The 15,560-nt window shown below is 67.8% G+C and carries 17 protein-coding genes and 4 tRNA genes; 12 read left to right on the top strand and 9 right to left on the bottom strand.

Translation table 11 applies throughout. The features are described from left to right. Nucleotides 1–117 precede the first annotated feature (117 nt). The 4 genes from ABJK26_RS09865 to ABJK26_RS09850 form a co-directional block, all read right to left on the bottom strand. Nucleotides 118–193, bottom strand: a tRNA-Thr gene (locus tag ABJK26_RS09865). 3 nt (nucleotides 194–196) lie between these two features. Then, a tRNA-Gly gene (locus ABJK26_RS09860) sits at nucleotides 197–272 on the bottom strand. 25 nt (nucleotides 273–297) lie between these two features. Next, a tRNA-Tyr gene (locus ABJK26_RS09855) sits at nucleotides 298–383 on the bottom strand. A gap of 12 nt (nucleotides 384–395) precedes the next feature. After that, nucleotides 396–471 (bottom strand) — tRNA-Thr (locus ABJK26_RS09850). Between the two features lie 70 nt (nucleotides 472–541). Between ABJK26_RS09850 and ABJK26_RS09845 the strand changes: the two genes are divergently transcribed. Further along, nucleotides 542–1,837: an MBL fold metallo-hydrolase gene (locus ABJK26_RS09845; RefSeq protein ID WP_347242102.1), complete on the top strand. Its 1,296-nt coding sequence runs from the start codon at nucleotides 542–544 to the stop codon at nucleotides 1,835–1,837. 12 nt (nucleotides 1,838–1,849) lie between these two features. On the opposite strand, the gene metF is transcribed toward ABJK26_RS09845, so the two are convergent. Further along, a complete protein-coding gene (metF, locus tag ABJK26_RS09840) occupies nucleotides 1,850–2,728 on the bottom strand; it encodes a methylenetetrahydrofolate reductase [NAD(P)H] (RefSeq protein ID WP_347242101.1) in 879 nt (292 codons plus the stop codon). Between the two features lie 68 nt (nucleotides 2,729–2,796). Between metF and ABJK26_RS09835 the strand changes: the two genes are divergently transcribed. From ABJK26_RS09835 to ABJK26_RS09825, 3 genes are read left to right on the top strand one after another with little or no spacing between them, the layout of a single operon-like run. After that, nucleotides 2,797–3,387, top strand: a complete 591-nt coding sequence (locus ABJK26_RS09835) for a nicotinamidase (protein WP_347242100.1) — start codon at nucleotides 2,797–2,799, stop codon at nucleotides 3,385–3,387. Between the two features lie 13 nt (nucleotides 3,388–3,400). Next, the gene (locus ABJK26_RS09830) at nucleotides 3,401–4,006 is read left to right on the top strand and encodes a hypothetical protein (protein WP_347242099.1); all 606 of its coding nucleotides are present in this window, start codon (nucleotides 3,401–3,403) and stop codon (nucleotides 4,004–4,006) included. Further along, on the top strand, nucleotides 3,996–4,799 hold the full coding sequence (locus tag ABJK26_RS09825; RefSeq protein WP_347242098.1) for a histidinol-phosphatase HisJ family protein: 804 nt from the start codon (nucleotides 3,996–3,998) through the stop codon (nucleotides 4,797–4,799). The genes ABJK26_RS09830 and ABJK26_RS09825 overlap by 11 nt, the downstream gene beginning before the upstream one ends. A 72-nt stretch (nucleotides 4,800–4,871) precedes the next feature. Here ABJK26_RS09825 and ABJK26_RS09820 read toward each other — a convergent pair whose 3' ends face one another. From ABJK26_RS09820 to crcB, 3 genes are all read right to left on the bottom strand, one after another. Then, nucleotides 4,872–5,486 (bottom strand): sulfite oxidase-like oxidoreductase, encoded by a 615-nt coding sequence (locus ABJK26_RS09820; RefSeq protein ID WP_347242097.1) that lies wholly within the window; start codon nucleotides 5,484–5,486, stop codon nucleotides 4,872–4,874. A gap of 205 nt (nucleotides 5,487–5,691) precedes the next feature. Beyond that, a complete protein-coding gene (locus tag ABJK26_RS09815) occupies nucleotides 5,692–6,024 on the bottom strand; it encodes a DUF190 domain-containing protein (RefSeq protein WP_347242096.1) in 333 nt (110 codons plus the stop codon). Nucleotides 6,025–6,028: 4 nt separating this feature from the next. Then, entirely contained in the window at nucleotides 6,029–6,406 is a 378-nt protein-coding gene (gene crcB, locus ABJK26_RS09810; protein ID WP_347242095.1) for a fluoride efflux transporter CrcB, read from the bottom strand. A gap of 20 nt (nucleotides 6,407–6,426) precedes the next feature. Between crcB and ribH the strand changes: the two genes are divergently transcribed. After that, nucleotides 6,427–6,900 (top strand): 6,7-dimethyl-8-ribityllumazine synthase, encoded by a 474-nt coding sequence (gene ribH / locus ABJK26_RS09805; protein WP_008634050.1) that lies wholly within the window; start codon nucleotides 6,427–6,429, stop codon nucleotides 6,898–6,900. On the opposite strand, the gene ABJK26_RS09800 is transcribed toward ribH, so the two are convergent. Further along, nucleotides 6,887–7,291, bottom strand: coding sequence for a DUF4395 domain-containing protein (locus ABJK26_RS09800; RefSeq protein WP_347242094.1), 405 nt, complete (start codon nucleotides 7,289–7,291; stop codon nucleotides 6,887–6,889). The genes ribH and ABJK26_RS09800 overlap by 14 nt on opposite strands. Before the next feature lie 72 nt (nucleotides 7,292–7,363). On the opposite strand from ABJK26_RS09800, the gene pgeF reads away from it, so the two are divergent. From pgeF to ABJK26_RS09765, 7 genes are read left to right on the top strand one after another with little or no spacing between them, the layout of a single operon-like run. Then, on the top strand, nucleotides 7,364–8,104 hold the full coding sequence (gene pgeF, locus ABJK26_RS09795; protein WP_347242093.1) for a peptidoglycan editing factor PgeF: 741 nt from the start codon (nucleotides 7,364–7,366) through the stop codon (nucleotides 8,102–8,104). A gap of 4 nt (nucleotides 8,105–8,108) precedes the next feature. After that, on the top strand, nucleotides 8,109–8,591 hold the full coding sequence (locus ABJK26_RS09790; protein WP_347242092.1) for a YqeG family HAD IIIA-type phosphatase: 483 nt from the start codon (nucleotides 8,109–8,111) through the stop codon (nucleotides 8,589–8,591). After that, nucleotides 8,588–11,260, top strand: coding sequence for a type IV pilus assembly ATPase PilB (gene pilB, locus ABJK26_RS09785; RefSeq protein WP_347242091.1), 2,673 nt, complete (start codon nucleotides 8,588–8,590; stop codon nucleotides 11,258–11,260). Before ABJK26_RS09790 ends, pilB begins: the two co-directional genes overlap by 4 nt. 9 nt (nucleotides 11,261–11,269) lie before the next feature. Continuing rightward, nucleotides 11,270–12,373 (top strand): type IV pilus twitching motility protein PilT, encoded by a 1,104-nt coding sequence (locus ABJK26_RS09780; RefSeq protein WP_347242090.1) that lies wholly within the window; start codon nucleotides 11,270–11,272, stop codon nucleotides 12,371–12,373. Nucleotides 12,374–12,376: 3 nt separating this feature from the next. Then, nucleotides 12,377–13,786 (top strand): Asp-tRNA(Asn)/Glu-tRNA(Gln) amidotransferase subunit GatB, encoded by a 1,410-nt coding sequence (gene gatB / locus ABJK26_RS09775; protein WP_347242089.1) that lies wholly within the window; start codon nucleotides 12,377–12,379, stop codon nucleotides 13,784–13,786. A 5-nt stretch (nucleotides 13,787–13,791) separates the two neighbouring features. After that, a complete protein-coding gene (gene purM / locus ABJK26_RS09770; RefSeq protein WP_347242088.1) occupies nucleotides 13,792–14,793 on the top strand; it encodes a phosphoribosylformylglycinamidine cyclo-ligase in 1,002 nt (333 codons plus the stop codon). Further along, complete coding sequence (locus ABJK26_RS09765; protein ID WP_347242087.1) at nucleotides 14,790–15,419, top strand: histidine phosphatase family protein; 630 nt, start codon at nucleotides 14,790–14,792, stop codon at nucleotides 15,417–15,419. The genes purM and ABJK26_RS09765 overlap by 4 nt, the downstream gene beginning before the upstream one ends. The last annotated feature ends 141 nt before the right edge of the window (nucleotides 15,420–15,560 follow it).

Here is a 15,560-nt window from a genome sequence, read left to right as displayed (position 1 = left end):
CAATCGTCCCCACGTTCACGTGAGGCTTCGTCCGAACAAACTCGCCCTTGGCCATGGTTCCTCCTTTTTGCACGCAAAGGCCGCCCTGGGCGAAAGGGCCCAGGGCAGTCAAAAAGATGGAGCTCGCGGCCGGGCTCGAACCGGCGACCTCACCCTTACCAAGGGTGTGCTCTACCTGCTGAGCTACGCGAGCTCGTGGAGCGGGAGACGGGACTCGAACCCGCGACCCTCGGCTTGGGAAGCCGATGCTCTACCAACTGAGCTACTCCCGCGCGGGGTGTGCCGGAGCACACCGAATGGTGGGCAGGGCTGGATTCGAACCAGCGTAGGCGTGCGCCAACGGTTTTACAGACCGTCCCCTTTGGCCGCTCGGGCACCTGCCCACGCCCTTCTTTTGGAGCCACCCAGGGGAGTTGAACCCCCAACCCCCCGATTACAAGTCGGGTGCTCTGCCGGTTGAGCTAGGGTGGCGGGACCGGGGTTGGGACCCTGTCCGAGGGATTAGGCTAACACAAAGCCGGGCGAGTGTCAAGATAAAGGCATGCGCATCGTACCTTTTGGCGCGGCCCGGGAGGTGACCGGAAGCTGCCACCTCCTTTTGGCCGGGGGGCGGCGGGTGCTTCTGGACTGCGGCCTCTTCCAGGGCCGGGAGGAGGCCAAGAACCACGATCCCTTCGGCTTTGACCCCAAGGAGGTGGAGGCGGTGGTCCTCACCCACGCCCATCTGGACCACGTGGGGCGGTTGCCCAAGCTCTTTCGCGAGGGGTTCCGGGGTCCGGTCTACGCCACCCGGGCCACGGGGCTTTTGATGCGCATCGTCCTCGAGGACGCCCTCAAGGTCATGGAGGCGCCTCCCTTCGGCCGGGAGCACGTGGAGGAGGCATTGGCTCACCTGGCGCCCGTGGAGTACGGGGAGTGGCTTCGGTTTGGGGATCTGGCGCTGACCCTAGGCCAGGCGGGGCACCTTCCTGGAAGCGCCTTTGTGGTGGCCCTGGGGGAGGGGAAGACCCTGGTCTACAGCGGGGACCTGGGCAACCGGCAGAAGACCGTTCTCCCCGATCCCTCCCTTCCCCCCAAGGCGGACCTGGTGGTCTGTGAGGGCACCTACGGCGACCGCCCCCACCGCCCCTTTCCGGAGACGGTCCGGGAGTTTTTGGCGATCCTGCAGGAAACCTTGGGCCAGGGGGGCAAGGTGTTCATCCCCTCCTTCGCCGTGGAGAGGGCCCAGGAGATTCTCCTTATCCTCTACGAGAACGGCCACCGCCTGCCCAAAGCTCCCGTCTACCTGGACTCCCCCATGGCCGAGCGGGTCTTGGAGCTTTATCCGAGGCTCGTGCGCTACTTCAGCGAGAAAGTCCAGGCCTATTTCCTAGAGGGGAAGAACCCCTTCCGCCCCAAGGGCTTGGTGGTGGTGGAAAGCCCCGAAGAGTCCCGCGCCCTAAACCGCGAGCCCGGACCCATGGTGGTCATCGCCGGAAGCGGGATGCTTTCGGGGGGGCGGATCCTCTCCCACCTCAGGCACGGCCTTTCCGACCCCAAAAACGCCTTGGTCTTCGTGGGCTACCAGCCCCGGGGGGGCTTGGGGGCCGAGCTTATCGCCCGGCCTCCTTCCGTGCGCATCCTGGGGGAGGAGGTGCCCTTGAGGGCCAGGGTCCACACCCTGGGGGGGTTCTCGGGGCACGCGGGCCAGGACGAGCTATTGGACTGGCTCCAAGACCAGCCCCGGGTGGTCTTGGTCCACGGGGAGGAGGAAAAGCTTTTGGCCCTCGGCAAGCTCCTCGCCCTTCGGGGGCAGGAGGTGAGCCTGGCGGTCCTGGGGGAGGGGGTGGGGGTGTGAGGCCATCCCTCCCTAGGCGGGCCTAAACCCCAGCCTCTCTAGGACCATGCGGGTGGCGGGGCTTTTATTGAGGGTGTAGAAGTGGACGCCTTCCACCCCGGCCTCTAAAAGCTCGGCCACCTGCCGGGTGGCGTGCTCCACCCCGATCTCCAGGATGGCTTGGGGATCGTCTTGGTAGTGCTCCAGCTTGGAAAGGAGAGGCCCCGGGATGCTCGCCCCGCAGACCTCGGTAAAGCGGCGGAGCTGGGCGTAGCTGGTGATGGGCATGATGCCGGGGAGGATGGGGATTTGGACCCCGGCGCGCCTCGCCCGCTCCATGAAGCCGAAGTAGTGGGCGTTGTTGAAGAAGAGCTGGGTGATGGCGAAGTCCAGCCCCGCCTCCACCTTGGCCTTGAAGTGGCGGAGGTCGGCCTCGAGGCTCCCGCTTTCCGGGTGCCCCTCGGGGTAGGCCGCCCCGCCCACGGAGACCCGGTCCCCGTACCGCTCCCGGATGAGGGCCACGAGCTCCGCCGCGTAGCGGAAGCCCTCCGGGTGGGGGCGGAAGACCCTTTCCCCCTTCGGGGGGTCGCCCCGGAGGGCGAGGAGGTTCTCCACGCCGCTTTCCACGAAGCGGTGGAGGACCTCGGCCACCTCCTCCTGGCTTTGGCCCGCCACGGTGAGGTGGGCGAGGGGGTTGAGGCCGAGGCTTCGGATCCTCCGGGCCCAGGCCACGCTCCTCTCCCGGGTGCTCCCCATGGCCCCGTAGGTGATGGAGACGAAGGCGGGGCGGAAGGCGCGGAGCTCCTCCATGGCGTGGAAGAGGGCCTCCTCCCCCTCAAGGGTCTTGGGGGGGAAGAACTCAAAGGAGAAAAGCGGGCCCCGCCGCGCCTCGAGGAGGTCCCGTATTTTCATGCGAACGAGTGTAGCCCTTCCCCGGGTGGGGGTCAAGGATGGAGGATAATAAGGTGGATAATAGGGTCATGGTAGAGGTTCCCGAGATCCCCAAGGTGGAGGCCCTGGAGCTTCCGGCTAAGGAAACGGCCCTCATCGTGGTGGACATGCAAAACGACTTCGCCCACCCCAAGGGCGCCCTCTTCGTCCCCGACGCCCCCAAAAGCGTCCCCGCCATAAAGCTCCTTCTGGAAAGGGCAAGGCGCGCTGGGGCCAAGGTGGTCTACACCCAGGACTGGCACCGGGAGGACGACCCCGAGTTCCGCATCTGGCCCCGGCACGCCGTGGCCGGGACCTGGGGCGCGGAAATCCTGGAGGAGCTTAATCCCGAGCCGGGGGACCTCGTCATCCAAAAGGTCCGCTACGATGCCTTCTACGGCACCCCCTTGGACCACTACCTGCACCTCTTCGGGGTGAAGCACGTGGTGGTCACGGGCACCGTGGCCAACATCTGCGTCCTGCACACGGCGGGGTCGGCGGCCCTCCGCTGGTACCACGTGGTCCTCCCGGAGGACGCTACCAGCGCCCTCACCCCCTTTGACCTCGAGGCCACCTTGCGCCAGGTGACCTTCCTCTACCAGGGCAAGGTCACCCGGGCCGAAGGGGTGCGCTTTGTGTGAGCCAGACCTGGGGATGAAGGAACCCCAAGAGGGCGTCGCGCCCTTATCCCTGGCGGGAGGGGAGGGGGAACCGGTCCTCCTGTGGCGTGCCCAGGCCTTGGGCCTGCCCGTGGTCCCCACCTGGGTGGTACGCCTAGAGGAGGAGTTCTTCCGCCTGAACAACCTGGAGGAGCGGATGGAAAGGCTCTTCCAGGGCGTATTTGGGGTACGGATAGATGAGGAGAGGCTCCTTTTGGCGGCGGAGGAGGCCCAGCGGGCGGTGCGGGAAAGCTACCTCCTCCCCGAGCGGGCCGAGGCCTTCCTGGAAGCCTTTAGAGGGCGCGGGCCCTTCCTCCTCCGCTACGCGGGGGAGGCCGAGGGGGAAAGGGCCTCCACCCCCCAGGAGGCCCTCTTCGCCCTGAAGCGGCTTTGGACCCGGCGCTTTGAGGTGGAGGCCATCCTGGAGCGCTACCCCGCCCTCCTTCCCCCCTTCACCCCCGTCCTGGTCCAGGAGGTGGCGGGGGAGGTGGCGGAGGACCCCTTCCTCTCCCTGGACCTCTCCCGGGCCCTGGGGCAGCGGGTGGTGGCCTACACCTGGCAGGACCAGGTAGCGCGGATAGAATCTTCCCGTGGTGGATAGCCACGTCCACACCCCTCTTTGCGGGCACGCGGAGGGCTCCCCGGGGGAGTACCTTTTCCAGGCGCGCAAAGGAGGCTTGAGGGGCCTGGTCTTCACCGACCACAGCCCCATGCCCTCCTGGTACGACCCCGAAAGCCGCATGGCGCTCTCCGAGCTCCCCTTCTACCTCCTGGCCCTGGAAAGGGTGCGGGAAAAGAACCCTGACCTCTACGTGGGCATCGGCCTCGAGGCCGACTTCCACCCCGGAACCGAGGCCTTCGTAGCCCAACTCCTCAGGAGCTACCCCTTTGACTACGTCATCGGGAGCGTCCACTACCTCGGGGCCTGGCCCCTGGACCACCCGGACCACCAGGGGGAGTACGCCTGGCGCGACCTCGAGGAGGTCTTCCGGGCCTACTTCCAGGAGGTGGAGCGCGCGGCCCGAAGCGGCCTCTTCCACGCCATCGGCCATTTGGACCTTCCCAAGAAGTTCGGCCACCGCCTCCCCGAGGAGGCCCTTTTGGAGCTCGCCGAGCCCGCCCTACGGGCCATCGCCGAGGCCGGGCTCTTCCTGGACGTGAACACCGCCGGGCTCAGAAAGCCGGCCAAGGAGGTCTACCCCGCCCCCGCCCTCCTCCTAAGGGCAAGGGAGCTCGGCATCGGGCTCGTCCTCGGCTCCGACGCCCACCGCCCGGAAGAGGTGGGCTTCGCCTTCGGCGAGGCGCAGGCCCTTCTCCTTTCCCTGGGCTTCCAGGAGGCCCACTACTTCCAGGAGGGGAGGCCCCGGGCCTACCCCCTGTTCAGGGCCTCGTAGACCCGCTTCCCCTCCTGGCTTCCCCCCACCCTCTCATAGGCCCGCACCGCCTCCACGAGGCGGAGGAAAGCCTCAACGCTCAGGTTTGTTGCGCGCCGAAAACCGGATCCGGTGGGCGGGCACCGGTCCCTCCTGGAAGCGCTCCTCCTTCCAGGGGTCCCCCCGCCAGTGGTAGCCCAGCCGCTCCCAGAAGCCGAGCTCCAGGTGGTCCAAAAGCGCGATCCGGCGCACCCACTTGGCGCTCTTCCAGGCGTAGAGGTGGGGCACGAGGAGGCGCACCGGCCCGCCCCTTTCCGGGGGCAGGGGCTGGCCGAAGAGGGTGTGGGCGAGGAGCACGTCCTCCCTGAGGAGGTCCTCCAGGAGGAGGTTGGTGGTGTAGCCCCCGTAGCTTTCCACCAAGGCGGCCACGGCCTCGAGCCTGGGGCGGGCCTCCGCCAGGAGGTCTTTGGCTCGCACCCCTTTCCAGGTCACGTCCAGGCGGCTCCAGCGGGTCACGCAGTGGAAGTCCCGGGTGAGCTCCACCTGGGGCCGGGCGAGGAGGTCCTCGTAGGTGAGGACGAGGGGCGTTTCCACGAGGCCTTCGACCTCGAGGCGCCACGCCTCCTTGGGCACCCTCGGGGTCTCCCCGTAGGTGAGGACGGGGAAGCGCTCCGTGACGAACTGGCCGGGGGGCACACGGGGGTCCATGCCCTCAGGCTAGCCCCAAACCCCGAGGGAGAAAGCGAGCCAAGTACCCCACCGCGGTAAAAGCCGCGGTGGGGCCCCAAAAGAGCAACCCAAGCTCGGGCATCCCATGCTGCAACGGGCACTTGGGTCCTACCCTTTCTCCGCCCGGCTGGTCCTGGGAAGCCCCCTGGGGCCCCATGCCGGCGCAAGCCCGCATGGGGTGGTGTCACCGGCTCCGGTAAAGGAGGACCCGCACCTTCTCCAAGGTGACGAGCCCCTCCCGCACCATCCCGTCCAGCACGGGGAGAAAGGCCTGGATCTTCTCCTCGGCATCCACGATCTCCACCACCACGGGGAGGTCCTCGGAGAGCTGGAGGATCTTGGCGGTGTGGATGCGGGAGTGGGCCCCAAAGCCCATGAAGCCCTTGAGGACCGTGGCCCCGGAAAGGCCGCGGCGCCGGGCCTCGAGGACGATGGCCTCGTAAAGGGGCCTCCCCTCGTACCGGTCCGATTCCCCCAGGAAGACGCGGAGGAGCAGGGCCTCGCCCTCCAAGCGCATGCCCCTAGCCTACCAGGGCCCCGCCCAGGCGGTGGCCCAAAAAGGCGAGAAAGAGGCCGAGGAAAAGGCTCCCCAGGGCGTAGAGGAAGGCCTTCCCCACCTCCCCTCCCTGGAGGAGGGCGAGGGTCTCGTAGCTCAGGGAGGAGAAGGTGGTGAACCCCCCCAAGACCCCCACGGCCAGGAAGAGCCGGGCCTCGCCGGAGAGAGCCCCTTCCAGGGAGAGGCGGAGGGTGAGGCCGATGAGAAAGCTCCCCAAGGCGTTGACGAAAAGCGTGCTCCAGGGAAACCCCGCCCCGAGGCTTCCCTGGACCAAGGCCCCGAAGCCGTAGCGCAAAAGGGAGCCCAACGCCCCGCCCAGGGCCACCAGGAGGTACCGCTCCACCCCCAAAGTATATTGGGGCCATGAAGCCCAAGACCCTCTCCCCCATTCTCACCGCCAAGGGGGTGCGCCTCGCCATCGCCGTGGGGCGGTTCAACGAGCGGGTGACCAAGCTCCTCCTGGAGGGGGCCCTGGAGGCCTACGCCCGGCTAGGGGGGGACCCCGCTGAGGTCCTGGTGGCCTGGGTCCCCGGCTCCTTTGAGCTTCCCCTGGTGGCCAAGCGCCTCGCCCAAAGGCCCGACGTGGACGCGGTGGTGGCCCTGGGGGCGGTGATCCGGGGCGAGACCCCCCATTTTGAGTACGTGGCGGGCCAGGCGGCGAGCGGCCTCATGCAGGCCATGCTCCAGACGGAGAAGCCCATCGTCTTTGGGGTCCTCACCACCAACACCCCCGAGGAGGCCCAGGAAAGGGCGGGGGGCAAGGCGGGCAACAAAGGGGCCGAGGCGGTCTTCACCGCCATAGAGATGGTGCGCCTTCTGGAGGCTATTTCCCGGTGAAGAGGGCGCGGGCGTAGCGGAGGTGGAGGTAGAGGAAGCACCCCAGGCAGAAGCCGAAGGCCAGGTTGACGAAGGCGAGGAGGGCCACGAAGAGGGCGAGGGCGTAGCCCAAAGGCTTCAGGCCGAGGAGGAGGGCCAAGGAAGCGAACCCCAGAAAGGCCGCCCCCAAAAAGCGGGCGAAGCGGTGGGGCCTCGGGTCCTCGTTCACCGCCCGCGGGGGAATGCGTAGGAGGCGCTTTAGGGCCGCCATCAGGTCCACGGGGGTGTGCTGGCTCGCCATGAGGAGGAAGAGGAGGTAGACGAGCCAAGGCAGGTCCAGAAGCTCCGCCAGGGGCAGAAGGAGAACGAGGAGGGCCTGGTTGAAGCGGAGTTGGTTCCGGTCCGTCTTCATGGCCTTTAGTATACCTCTGCGCTTCATAAACTAAAGGGTAAAGGGCGCCCGGGACCTGGCAGAATGGGGAGGATGGTTCCTCTCCTCACCACCCCCCTGCCCGTTCCCCACGGCTTCACCACTCGGCTTGGGGGCGTGTCCGAAGGCCCCTTTGCTAGCCTCAACCTCTCCGCCGCCACCGGGGACGATCCCGAGCGGGTGGCGGAAAACCAAAGGCGGGTCCTGGCCGCCTTCGGCTACCCCGAGGTGGCCGGCCTCAAGCAGGTGCACGGCACGGAGGTGCGCCTGGTAGAGGGCCCCGGGGTGTGGGAAGGGGACGGCCTACTCACCCGCACCCCCGGCCTCCTCCTCCGGGTGGGGGTGGCGGACTGCTATCCCCTCCTCCTCTACCACCCGGAGGGCCTGGTGGGGGCGTTGCACGCGGGCTGGCGGGGGGTGGTGGGGGGGATTCTCCTCGAGGCCCTGAAAAGGATAGAGGCCCTGGGGTTGGACCCCTGGGAGGTCCACCTGGCCATCGGCCCCGGCATCGGAGGGGCGTGCTACCAGGTGGGGGAGGAGGTGGTGGAGCGCTTCGCCGAGGCGGGGCTTCGCACCTTCCGGAAGGACCCCGGTGCCCCGGGGAAGTACCTCCTGGACCTGGAAAAGGCCCTCCTCCTCCAGGCCAAGGAGGCGGGGCTTAGGGAAGAGCGGATCTACCGGGTGGGGCTTTGCACCCACTGCGCCCCCCACCTCTTCTCCCACCGCCGCGACCGGGGGAGGACGGGCAGGATGTGGGGCCTGGTGATGCTCCCGCTAACCCCCGTGGCAGAATGAGGCTATGCTCTTCCCCAGGGCTGTCCTCCCCTCCCTCCTCCACCTCACCCCGGAGTGGCTTCGGGCGCGGGGCCTAAAGGGGGTGGTCCTGGACCTGGACAACACCCTCCTCCCCTACGGGGAGGAGGTCCTCCCCCCAGCCCACGAGGCCTGGCTTTTGGGCCTTAGGGAGGCGGTCCCCGTTTACCTCCTCTCCAACGCCCTCCCCGAGCGCTTCGCCCGCATCCAGAAGCGCCTCGGCCTCCCCGGCCACGCCCCGGCCCTCAAGCCCTGGCTGGGCTTCCGCAAGGCGCTTAAGGCCCTGGGCCTTCCCGCCCGGGAGGTGGCGGTGGTGGGGGACCAGGTCTTCACCGACGTGCTCGGGGGGAACCTGGTGGGGGCCTACACCGTCTTGGTACCGCCTTTGCGGGAGAGGGAGTTCTTTTACACGCGTTTCATACGGATGTTAGAAACTCCGTTTAGAAGGCCTCGAGGGGGTTCGGCATGAGCGTGCTTACCATAGGCGACAAGCGGCTTGGGGCCATCCTTTTGGACTCCGGGCTCCTCACCGACGAGGAGCTGCAGATGGCCCTGGAGCGGCACCGGGAAGTGGGGGGAAGCCTGGCGGAGGTCCTGGTGGACATGGGCCTGCTCTCGGAAAGGCGCATCGCCCAGGCCATAGAGGACCACTTCGGCATCCCCCTGGTGGAGCTCCACCAGGTGGAGATCCCCCCCAAGGTGAAGGCCCTCCTCCCCGCGGAGAAGGCCAAGGAGCTCCAGGCCATCCCCTTCGCCCTGGACGAGAAGGCGGGGGTGGTGCGGGTGGCCTTCGTGAACCCCTTGGACACCCTGGCCCTGGAGGAGGTGGAGGACCTCACGGGCCTCGTGGTGGAGCCCTACCAGACCACCAAGAGCGCCTTCCTCTACGCCCTGGCCAAGAACTACCCCGAGCTCGGCCTCCCCGTGCCCCCTCCGCCTTCGGGCCCGAGCCAGGAAGAGCTCAAGCTGGGGGAGATCCTGGTGAATAAGGGCCTTCTCTCCCGCGAGGCCCTGGAGGAGGCCCTGGTGGAGCAGGAGAGGACGGGGAACCTTCTCGGGCGGATCCTGGTGCGAAAAGGCGTTCCCGAGGAGGCCATCTACCGGGCCCTGGCCGAGCAGAAGGGCCTGGAGTTCCTCCCCTCCACCGAGGGCCTTAAGCCCGACCCCGCCGCCACCGCCCTCCTCCTCCGCTCCGACGCCCTCCGGTATAGCGCCGTGCCCGTGGGGTTTCGCGAGGGCAAGGTGGAGGTGGTCCTGGCCGACCCCAGGCACAAGGAGGCGGTGGAGGAGCTCCTGGGCCGCCCCGCCCGCTTCTACCTCACCTTGCCCCAGGCCTGGGAGGCCCTCTTCTACCAAACCTACCCCGAGAAGGGCCGCCTGGGGGAGGTCCTGGTGCAGGAGGGGCGCCTTTCGCGGGAGCACCTCAGGGAAGCCCTGGAGGTGCAGAAGCGCCTGCCCAAGGCCAAGCCCCTGGGAGAGATCCTGGTGGAGCTGGGCCTAGCCCGGCCCGAGGACGTGGAGGAGGCCCTGAAGAGGCAACGGCAGGGGGGAGGGCGCCTCGAGGACACCCTGGTCCAGTCGGGAAAGCTCAAACCCGAGGCCCTGGCCCAGGCGGTGGCCGCCCAGCTAGGCTACCCCTACATCAACCCCGAGGAGAACCCCCCCGACCCGGGGGCCGCCCTCCTCCTCCCCGAGGACCTCTGCCGCCGCTACGGGGTCTTCCCCCACCACCTGGAGGGAAACCGCCTGGTCCTCCTCATGAAAGACCCCCGGAACATCCTGGCCCTGGACGACGTGCGCCTGGCCCTGAAGCGGAGAGGCCTTAGCTACGAGGTGGTCCCCGCCGTGGCCACGGAGGCGGCCATCACCAAGCTCATAGAGCACTTCTACGGCAAGGAGGAGCTGGGGGAGCTCATCAAGGAGTTCGCCAAGAGCCAGCGAGAACAAAAAGAGGAGGCGGTGGGGCCCGAGCTGGACGAGAGCGCCGCCCAGCGCTTCGTCAAGCAGGTGATCCGGGAGGCCTACCTCCGGAACGCCTCCGACATCCACATTGAGCCCCGGCAGTCCGACGTCCTGGTGCGCCTCCGGGTGGACGGCACCCTGCGCCAGTACACCACCATGCCCAAAGGGGCCCTGAACGCCATCATCAGCGTCATCAAGATCATGGGCGACCTCGACATCGCCGAAAGGCGCCTCCCCCAGGACGGCCGGGTGCGCTTCCGGGAAGGGGCCATTGACCTGGACCTCCGGCTTTCCACCCTGCCCACGGTCTACGGGGAGAAGGTGGTGATGCGCCTCCTGAAGAAGGCGAGCGACATCCCCGAGATCGAGCAACTGGGCTTCGCCCCCGGGGTCTTTGAGCGCTTCCAGGAGGTGATCTCCAAGCCCTACGGCATCTTCCTCATCACCGGGCCCACGGGCTCGGGGAAGAGCTTCACCACCTTCTCCATCCTGAAGCGCATCGCCACCCCCGACAAGAACACCCAGACCATTGAGGACCCCGTGGAGTACGAGATCCCCGGCATCAACCAGACCCAGGTGAACCCCCAGGCCGGCCTCACCTTCGCCCGCGCCCTCAGGGCCTTCCTCCGCCAGGACCCCGACATCATCATGGTGGGGGAGATCCGGGACTCCGAGACGGCCAAGATCGCCACCGAGGCCGCCCTCACGGGCCACCTGGTCATCGCCACCCTTCACACCAACGACGCCGCCCAGGCCATCACCCGCCTGGACGAGATGGGGGTGGAGCTCTTCAACATCTCCGCGGCCCTCATCGGCGTCCTCTCCCAGAGGCTCGTGCGGAAGATCTGCGAGCACTGCAAGGTGGAGGTGCGCCCGGACCCCGAGGTCCTGAGGCGCCTAGGGCTTTCCGAGGAGGCGGTGCGGGAGGCCAAGCTCTACAAGGGCATGGGGTGCGAGCGGTGTAGCGGCACCGGCTACAAGGGGCGCTACGCCATCCATGAGCTTTTGGTGGTGGACGACGAGATCCGCCACGCCATCGTGGCCGGGAAGTCGGCCACGGAGATCAAGGAGATCGCCCGCAGGAAGGGCATGAGGACCCTGCGGGAGGACGGGATCTACAAGGCCCTCCAGGGGATCACCACCCTCGAGGAGGTCCTGGCGAGGACCATTGACTAAGGAGGGAGCATGCCGAAGACACCGGACATCGTGGACCTCTTGACCCTGGCCGTGGAGCGGGGGGCCAGCGACCTGGTCATCACCGTGGGCCTCCCCCCCATGATCAAGGTGGACGGGGAGTTCCACCCCACGGAGTACGAGCCCCTCTCTCCCCAGGACACCCGCCGCCTCATGTACGCCCTCATGGACGAGAAGCAACAGCGCGTCTTTGAGGAGGAGAAGGAGCTGGACTTCTCCTTCAGCCTCCCGGGGAAGGGGCGCTACCGGGTGAACGTCTTCCTGCAGCGGGGGAACGTGGGCGGGGTTTTGCGGGTGGTGCCCGCGGTGATCAAGAGCTTCGAGGAGCTGGGCCTGCCCAAGACCATCGCCGAGATCGCCTTGAGCCCAAGGGGCCTGGTCCTGGTCACGGGACCCACGGGGAGCGGCAAGAGCACCACCCTGGCCTCCATGATCGACTACATCAACGAACGCAAGCCCGTGCACATCGTGACCATTGAGGATCCCATAGAGTTCTTCCACAAGCACAAGAAGGCCATCGTCAACCAGCGGGAGATCGGCGCCGACACCCACGGCTTCCACAAGGCCCTCCGGAGCGTCCTCCGCCAGGCCCCGGACGTGATCCTGGTGGGGGAGATGCGGGACTACGAGACCATCGCCGCCGCCATCACCGCCGCCGAGACCGGCCACCTGGTCATGGGCACCCTCCACACCAACTCCGCCCCCGAGACCATTGACCGCATCGTGGACGTCTTCCCGGAAAACCAGCAGGAGCAGGTGCGGGTCCAGCTCTCCAACAACCTGGTGGCGGTCCTCACCCAGCAGCTCCTGCCCAAGGCCTTTGGCGGGGGGCGGGTGCTGGCCTACGAGCTCATGATCGCCACCCCCGCGGTGAGGGCCCTCATCCGGGAGGGGAAGACCCACCAGCTCCGTAGCGTCATCCAGACCGGGGGGCAGTACGGGATGATCACCATGGACGCCTGCCTCGCCGACCTCTACCGCCGCAAGCTCATCACCTACGAGATGGGCCTCGCCCGGGCCGTGGACCCCAAGGAGTTCATGCGGTTGAGCGGGGTGGGGGAGGGGGGCCAAGAGGTGCGGCGCGGTAAACTCTAGGCCATGTACGAGGCGGTCATCGGCCTCGAGGTCCACCTGCACCTCAAGACCCGCACCAAGATGTTCTGCGGCTGCCGGGCGGACTACTTCGGGGCGGAGCCCAACACCCACGCCTGCCCCGTGTGCCTGGGCCTCCCAGGCGCCCTCCCCGTGCCGAACCGCATGGCGGTGGAGCACGGCCTCAGGCTCGCCCTGGCCCTGGGGGCCGAGGTGCCGGAGAAGCTCCTCTTCCACCGCAAGAACTACTTCTACCCCGACCTCCCCAAGAACTACCAGATCAGCCAGTACGACCTCCCCCTGGGCCGGGGGGGAAGCCTGCCCCTGGGGGAGCGGGCGGTGCGCATCAAGCGCCTTCACCTGGAGGAGGACGCCGGGAAAAGCCTCCACCTGGAAGGGAGGACCCTCCTGGACCTGAACCGCGCGGGAAGCCCCCTCCTTGAGCTCGTCACCGAGCCCGACCTAAGGACCCCCGAGGAGGCGAGGCTTTTTCTCCAGCGCATCCAGGCCCTGGCCCAGACCCTGGGGATCTCCGACGCCTCCCCCGAGGAGGGGAAGCTCCGGGCCGACGTCAACGTCTCCGTGCGCCGGGCCGGGGAGCCTCTCGGCACCAAGGTGGAGATCAAAAACCTCAACTCCTTTAAAAGCGTCCAGCGGGCCCTGGAGTACGAGATCCGCCGCCAAACCGAGATCCTGAGGCGGGGCGAAAGGGTGAAGCAGGCCACCCTGGGCTTTGAGGAGGGGAGCGGCAAGACCTACCCCATGCGCACCAAGGAGGAGGAGGCCGACTACCGCTACTTCCCCGAGCCCGACCTGCCCCCGGTGCCCATCCCCCGGGCTTGGCTTGAGGAGGTGCGGAAAAGCCTCCCCGAGCTCCCCTGGGACAAGGAGGCCCGCTACCGGGCCCTGGGCATCAGGGAAAAGGACGCCGAGGTCCTGGCCTATGCCCCGGCCCTTTCCCGCTTCCTGGACCAGGCCCTCCCCTTGGGCCTCGCCTCCCCCCAGGCCCTGGCCAACTGGCTCTTGGCGGACGTCATGGGCCTTTTGAACGAGCGCGGCCTCCCCTTGGAGGCCACCCGGCTTTCCCCCAAGGCCCTGGCCCGCCTGGTGGCCCTCTTTGAGCGGGGGGAGATCACCAGCCGGGTGGCCAAGGAGCTGTTGCCCGAGCTTTTAGAGGGCCAGGACCCGGAGGCCCTGGTGCGGGAGCGGGGGCTTAGGGTGGTGGCGGACGAGGGGGCGTTAAAGGCCGTGGTGGCCGAGGCCCTCGCCGCCTTGCCCGAGGCGGCGGAGAGCGTCCGCCAGGGTAAGCTCAAGGCCTTGGACGCCCTGGTGGGCCAGGTGATGCGAAAGACCCAGGGGCAGGCCAAACCGGAGGTGGTGCGCAGGCTCCTCCTCGAGGCCCTTGGGGTAGGATAGGGCCGATGCGCTACGAGGAGGCCGGGGTCCACATAGAGGCCAAGGCCTTGGCCTTAAGGCGGGCCAAGGTCAAGCTGGAGGCCACCTACACCCCCGAGGTGCTCCGGGGCCTCGGGGCTTTCGGGGGGCTCTTTGACGCGGGGGCCCTTAAGGAGATGCGCCACCCCGTCCTGGTGGCCACCACCGACGGGGTGGGGACCAAGACCCTTCTGGCCCTGGAGGCGGGAGACGTTTCTGGCCTGGGCTTTGACCTGGTGAACCACTCGGTGAACGACCTCCTCTGCCAGGGGGCGAGGCCCCTCTTCTTCCTGGACTACCTGGCGGCGAGCCGCCTGGAGGAGGAGGTCCTCTCCGCCCTCCTCGCCTCCTTGGCCGAGGCCTGTAAGGCCCAAGGCATCCCCCTTTTGGGGGGGGAGACCGCCGAGATGCCCGGGGTGTACCGGGAGGGGGCCTGGGACCTGGCGGGAACCCTGGTGGGCGTGGTGGAGCGGGACCGGATCCTGGGCCCCGAGCGGGTGCGGGAAGGGGACGTCCTCCTCGGCCTTCCCTCCTCCGGCCCCCACACCAACGGCTACAGCCTCATCCGCAAGGCCCTGGCGGGGCGGGACCTCGAGGCCTTTGTTCCCGAGCTCGGGGAAACCCTGAAGGAGGCCCTCCTGCGCCCCCACCGCTCTTACCTCCCGGAGTTCCTCCGCCTCGAGGCCGCCGGGGTGGAGGTCCACGCCATCGCCCACATCACCGGGGGAGGGCTCCCCGAAAACCTTCCCCGAGCCCTTCCCGAAGGCCTGGGAGCGGAGATTTGGAAGGGCGCCTGGCCCGTACCCCCCGTTTTCCCTTACCTCCAGCGCCTGGGGGAGGTTCCTGAAGAGGAAATGTACCGCGTCTTCAACATGGGTTTGGGCCTTATCTTCCTCCTTCCGGAGGAGGAAGCCGCCAAGGCCCAGGCCCTCGTGGGCGGCTTCCTGGTGGGGCGGGTGGTCCCGGGCGAGGGAGTCCGGTTCCTATGACGGAGGTCTGGCTGATCCGCCACGGCGAAACCGCCTGGAACGCCGAGAAGCGCTTTCAAGGCCACCTGGACATCCCCCTTTCCCCCTCTGGGGTCGGCCAGGCCTTTCGCCTGGCCCAGCGGCTCGCCCGTAGCGGCTTCGCCTTCACCAGCCTCTTCTCTTCCGATCTCCGCAGGGCCCGGGAAACCGCAGAACCTCTTTCTGCCGCCCTCGGCCTCCCCGTCCAGACCTCCCCCCTTCTTCGGGAGATCGATGTGGGGGCCCTGGCGGGCCTGACCCGCCAGGAGGCCGAGGCGCATTACCCTGAGTTTTTTCGCAAGGCCCTGGAAGACCCTTGGTACACCCCCCGCCCCGGCGGGGAGAGCATGGCCGATGTAGCCAGACGGCTACAGGCCTTTTTGGAAAGCTTGCCCTTGGGGCGGCACCTGGTCCTCACCCATGGGGGCGTGGTGCGTGCGGCCCTCAAGCTCACCTTGAACCTGGAGGGGGATTCTTGGAGGCGCTTCCACATCCCGAACACCTCCATCACCCGCCTTCTTTTTCCCCAGGGGGAGGTTCTTACCGTCTCAGACGCCGCCCACTTGGAAACCTGGGCCGACTGGCTCTCCGACGAAAGCTTGAAATAGGGTGCTACATCCGGGTTACCGCTCCGTGCCCCCTCATCCTGCCTTCGGGGCGCCTTTTGCGAGGGCAAGGCTTCATAAAAAAATCTCCCCCCAGGTTTACATCCTGGGGGGTTTGGGTTTGGAGCGGGAGACGGGACTTGA

Origin of the sequence: Thermus sp. (assembly GCF_039793865.1) — a bacterium.
Taxonomy (GTDB): domain Bacteria; phylum Deinococcota; class Deinococci; order Deinococcales; family Thermaceae; genus Thermus.
The sequence above is the reverse complement of the archived record's forward strand: the minus strand, read 5'-3'. Positions and strand labels throughout refer to the sequence as shown.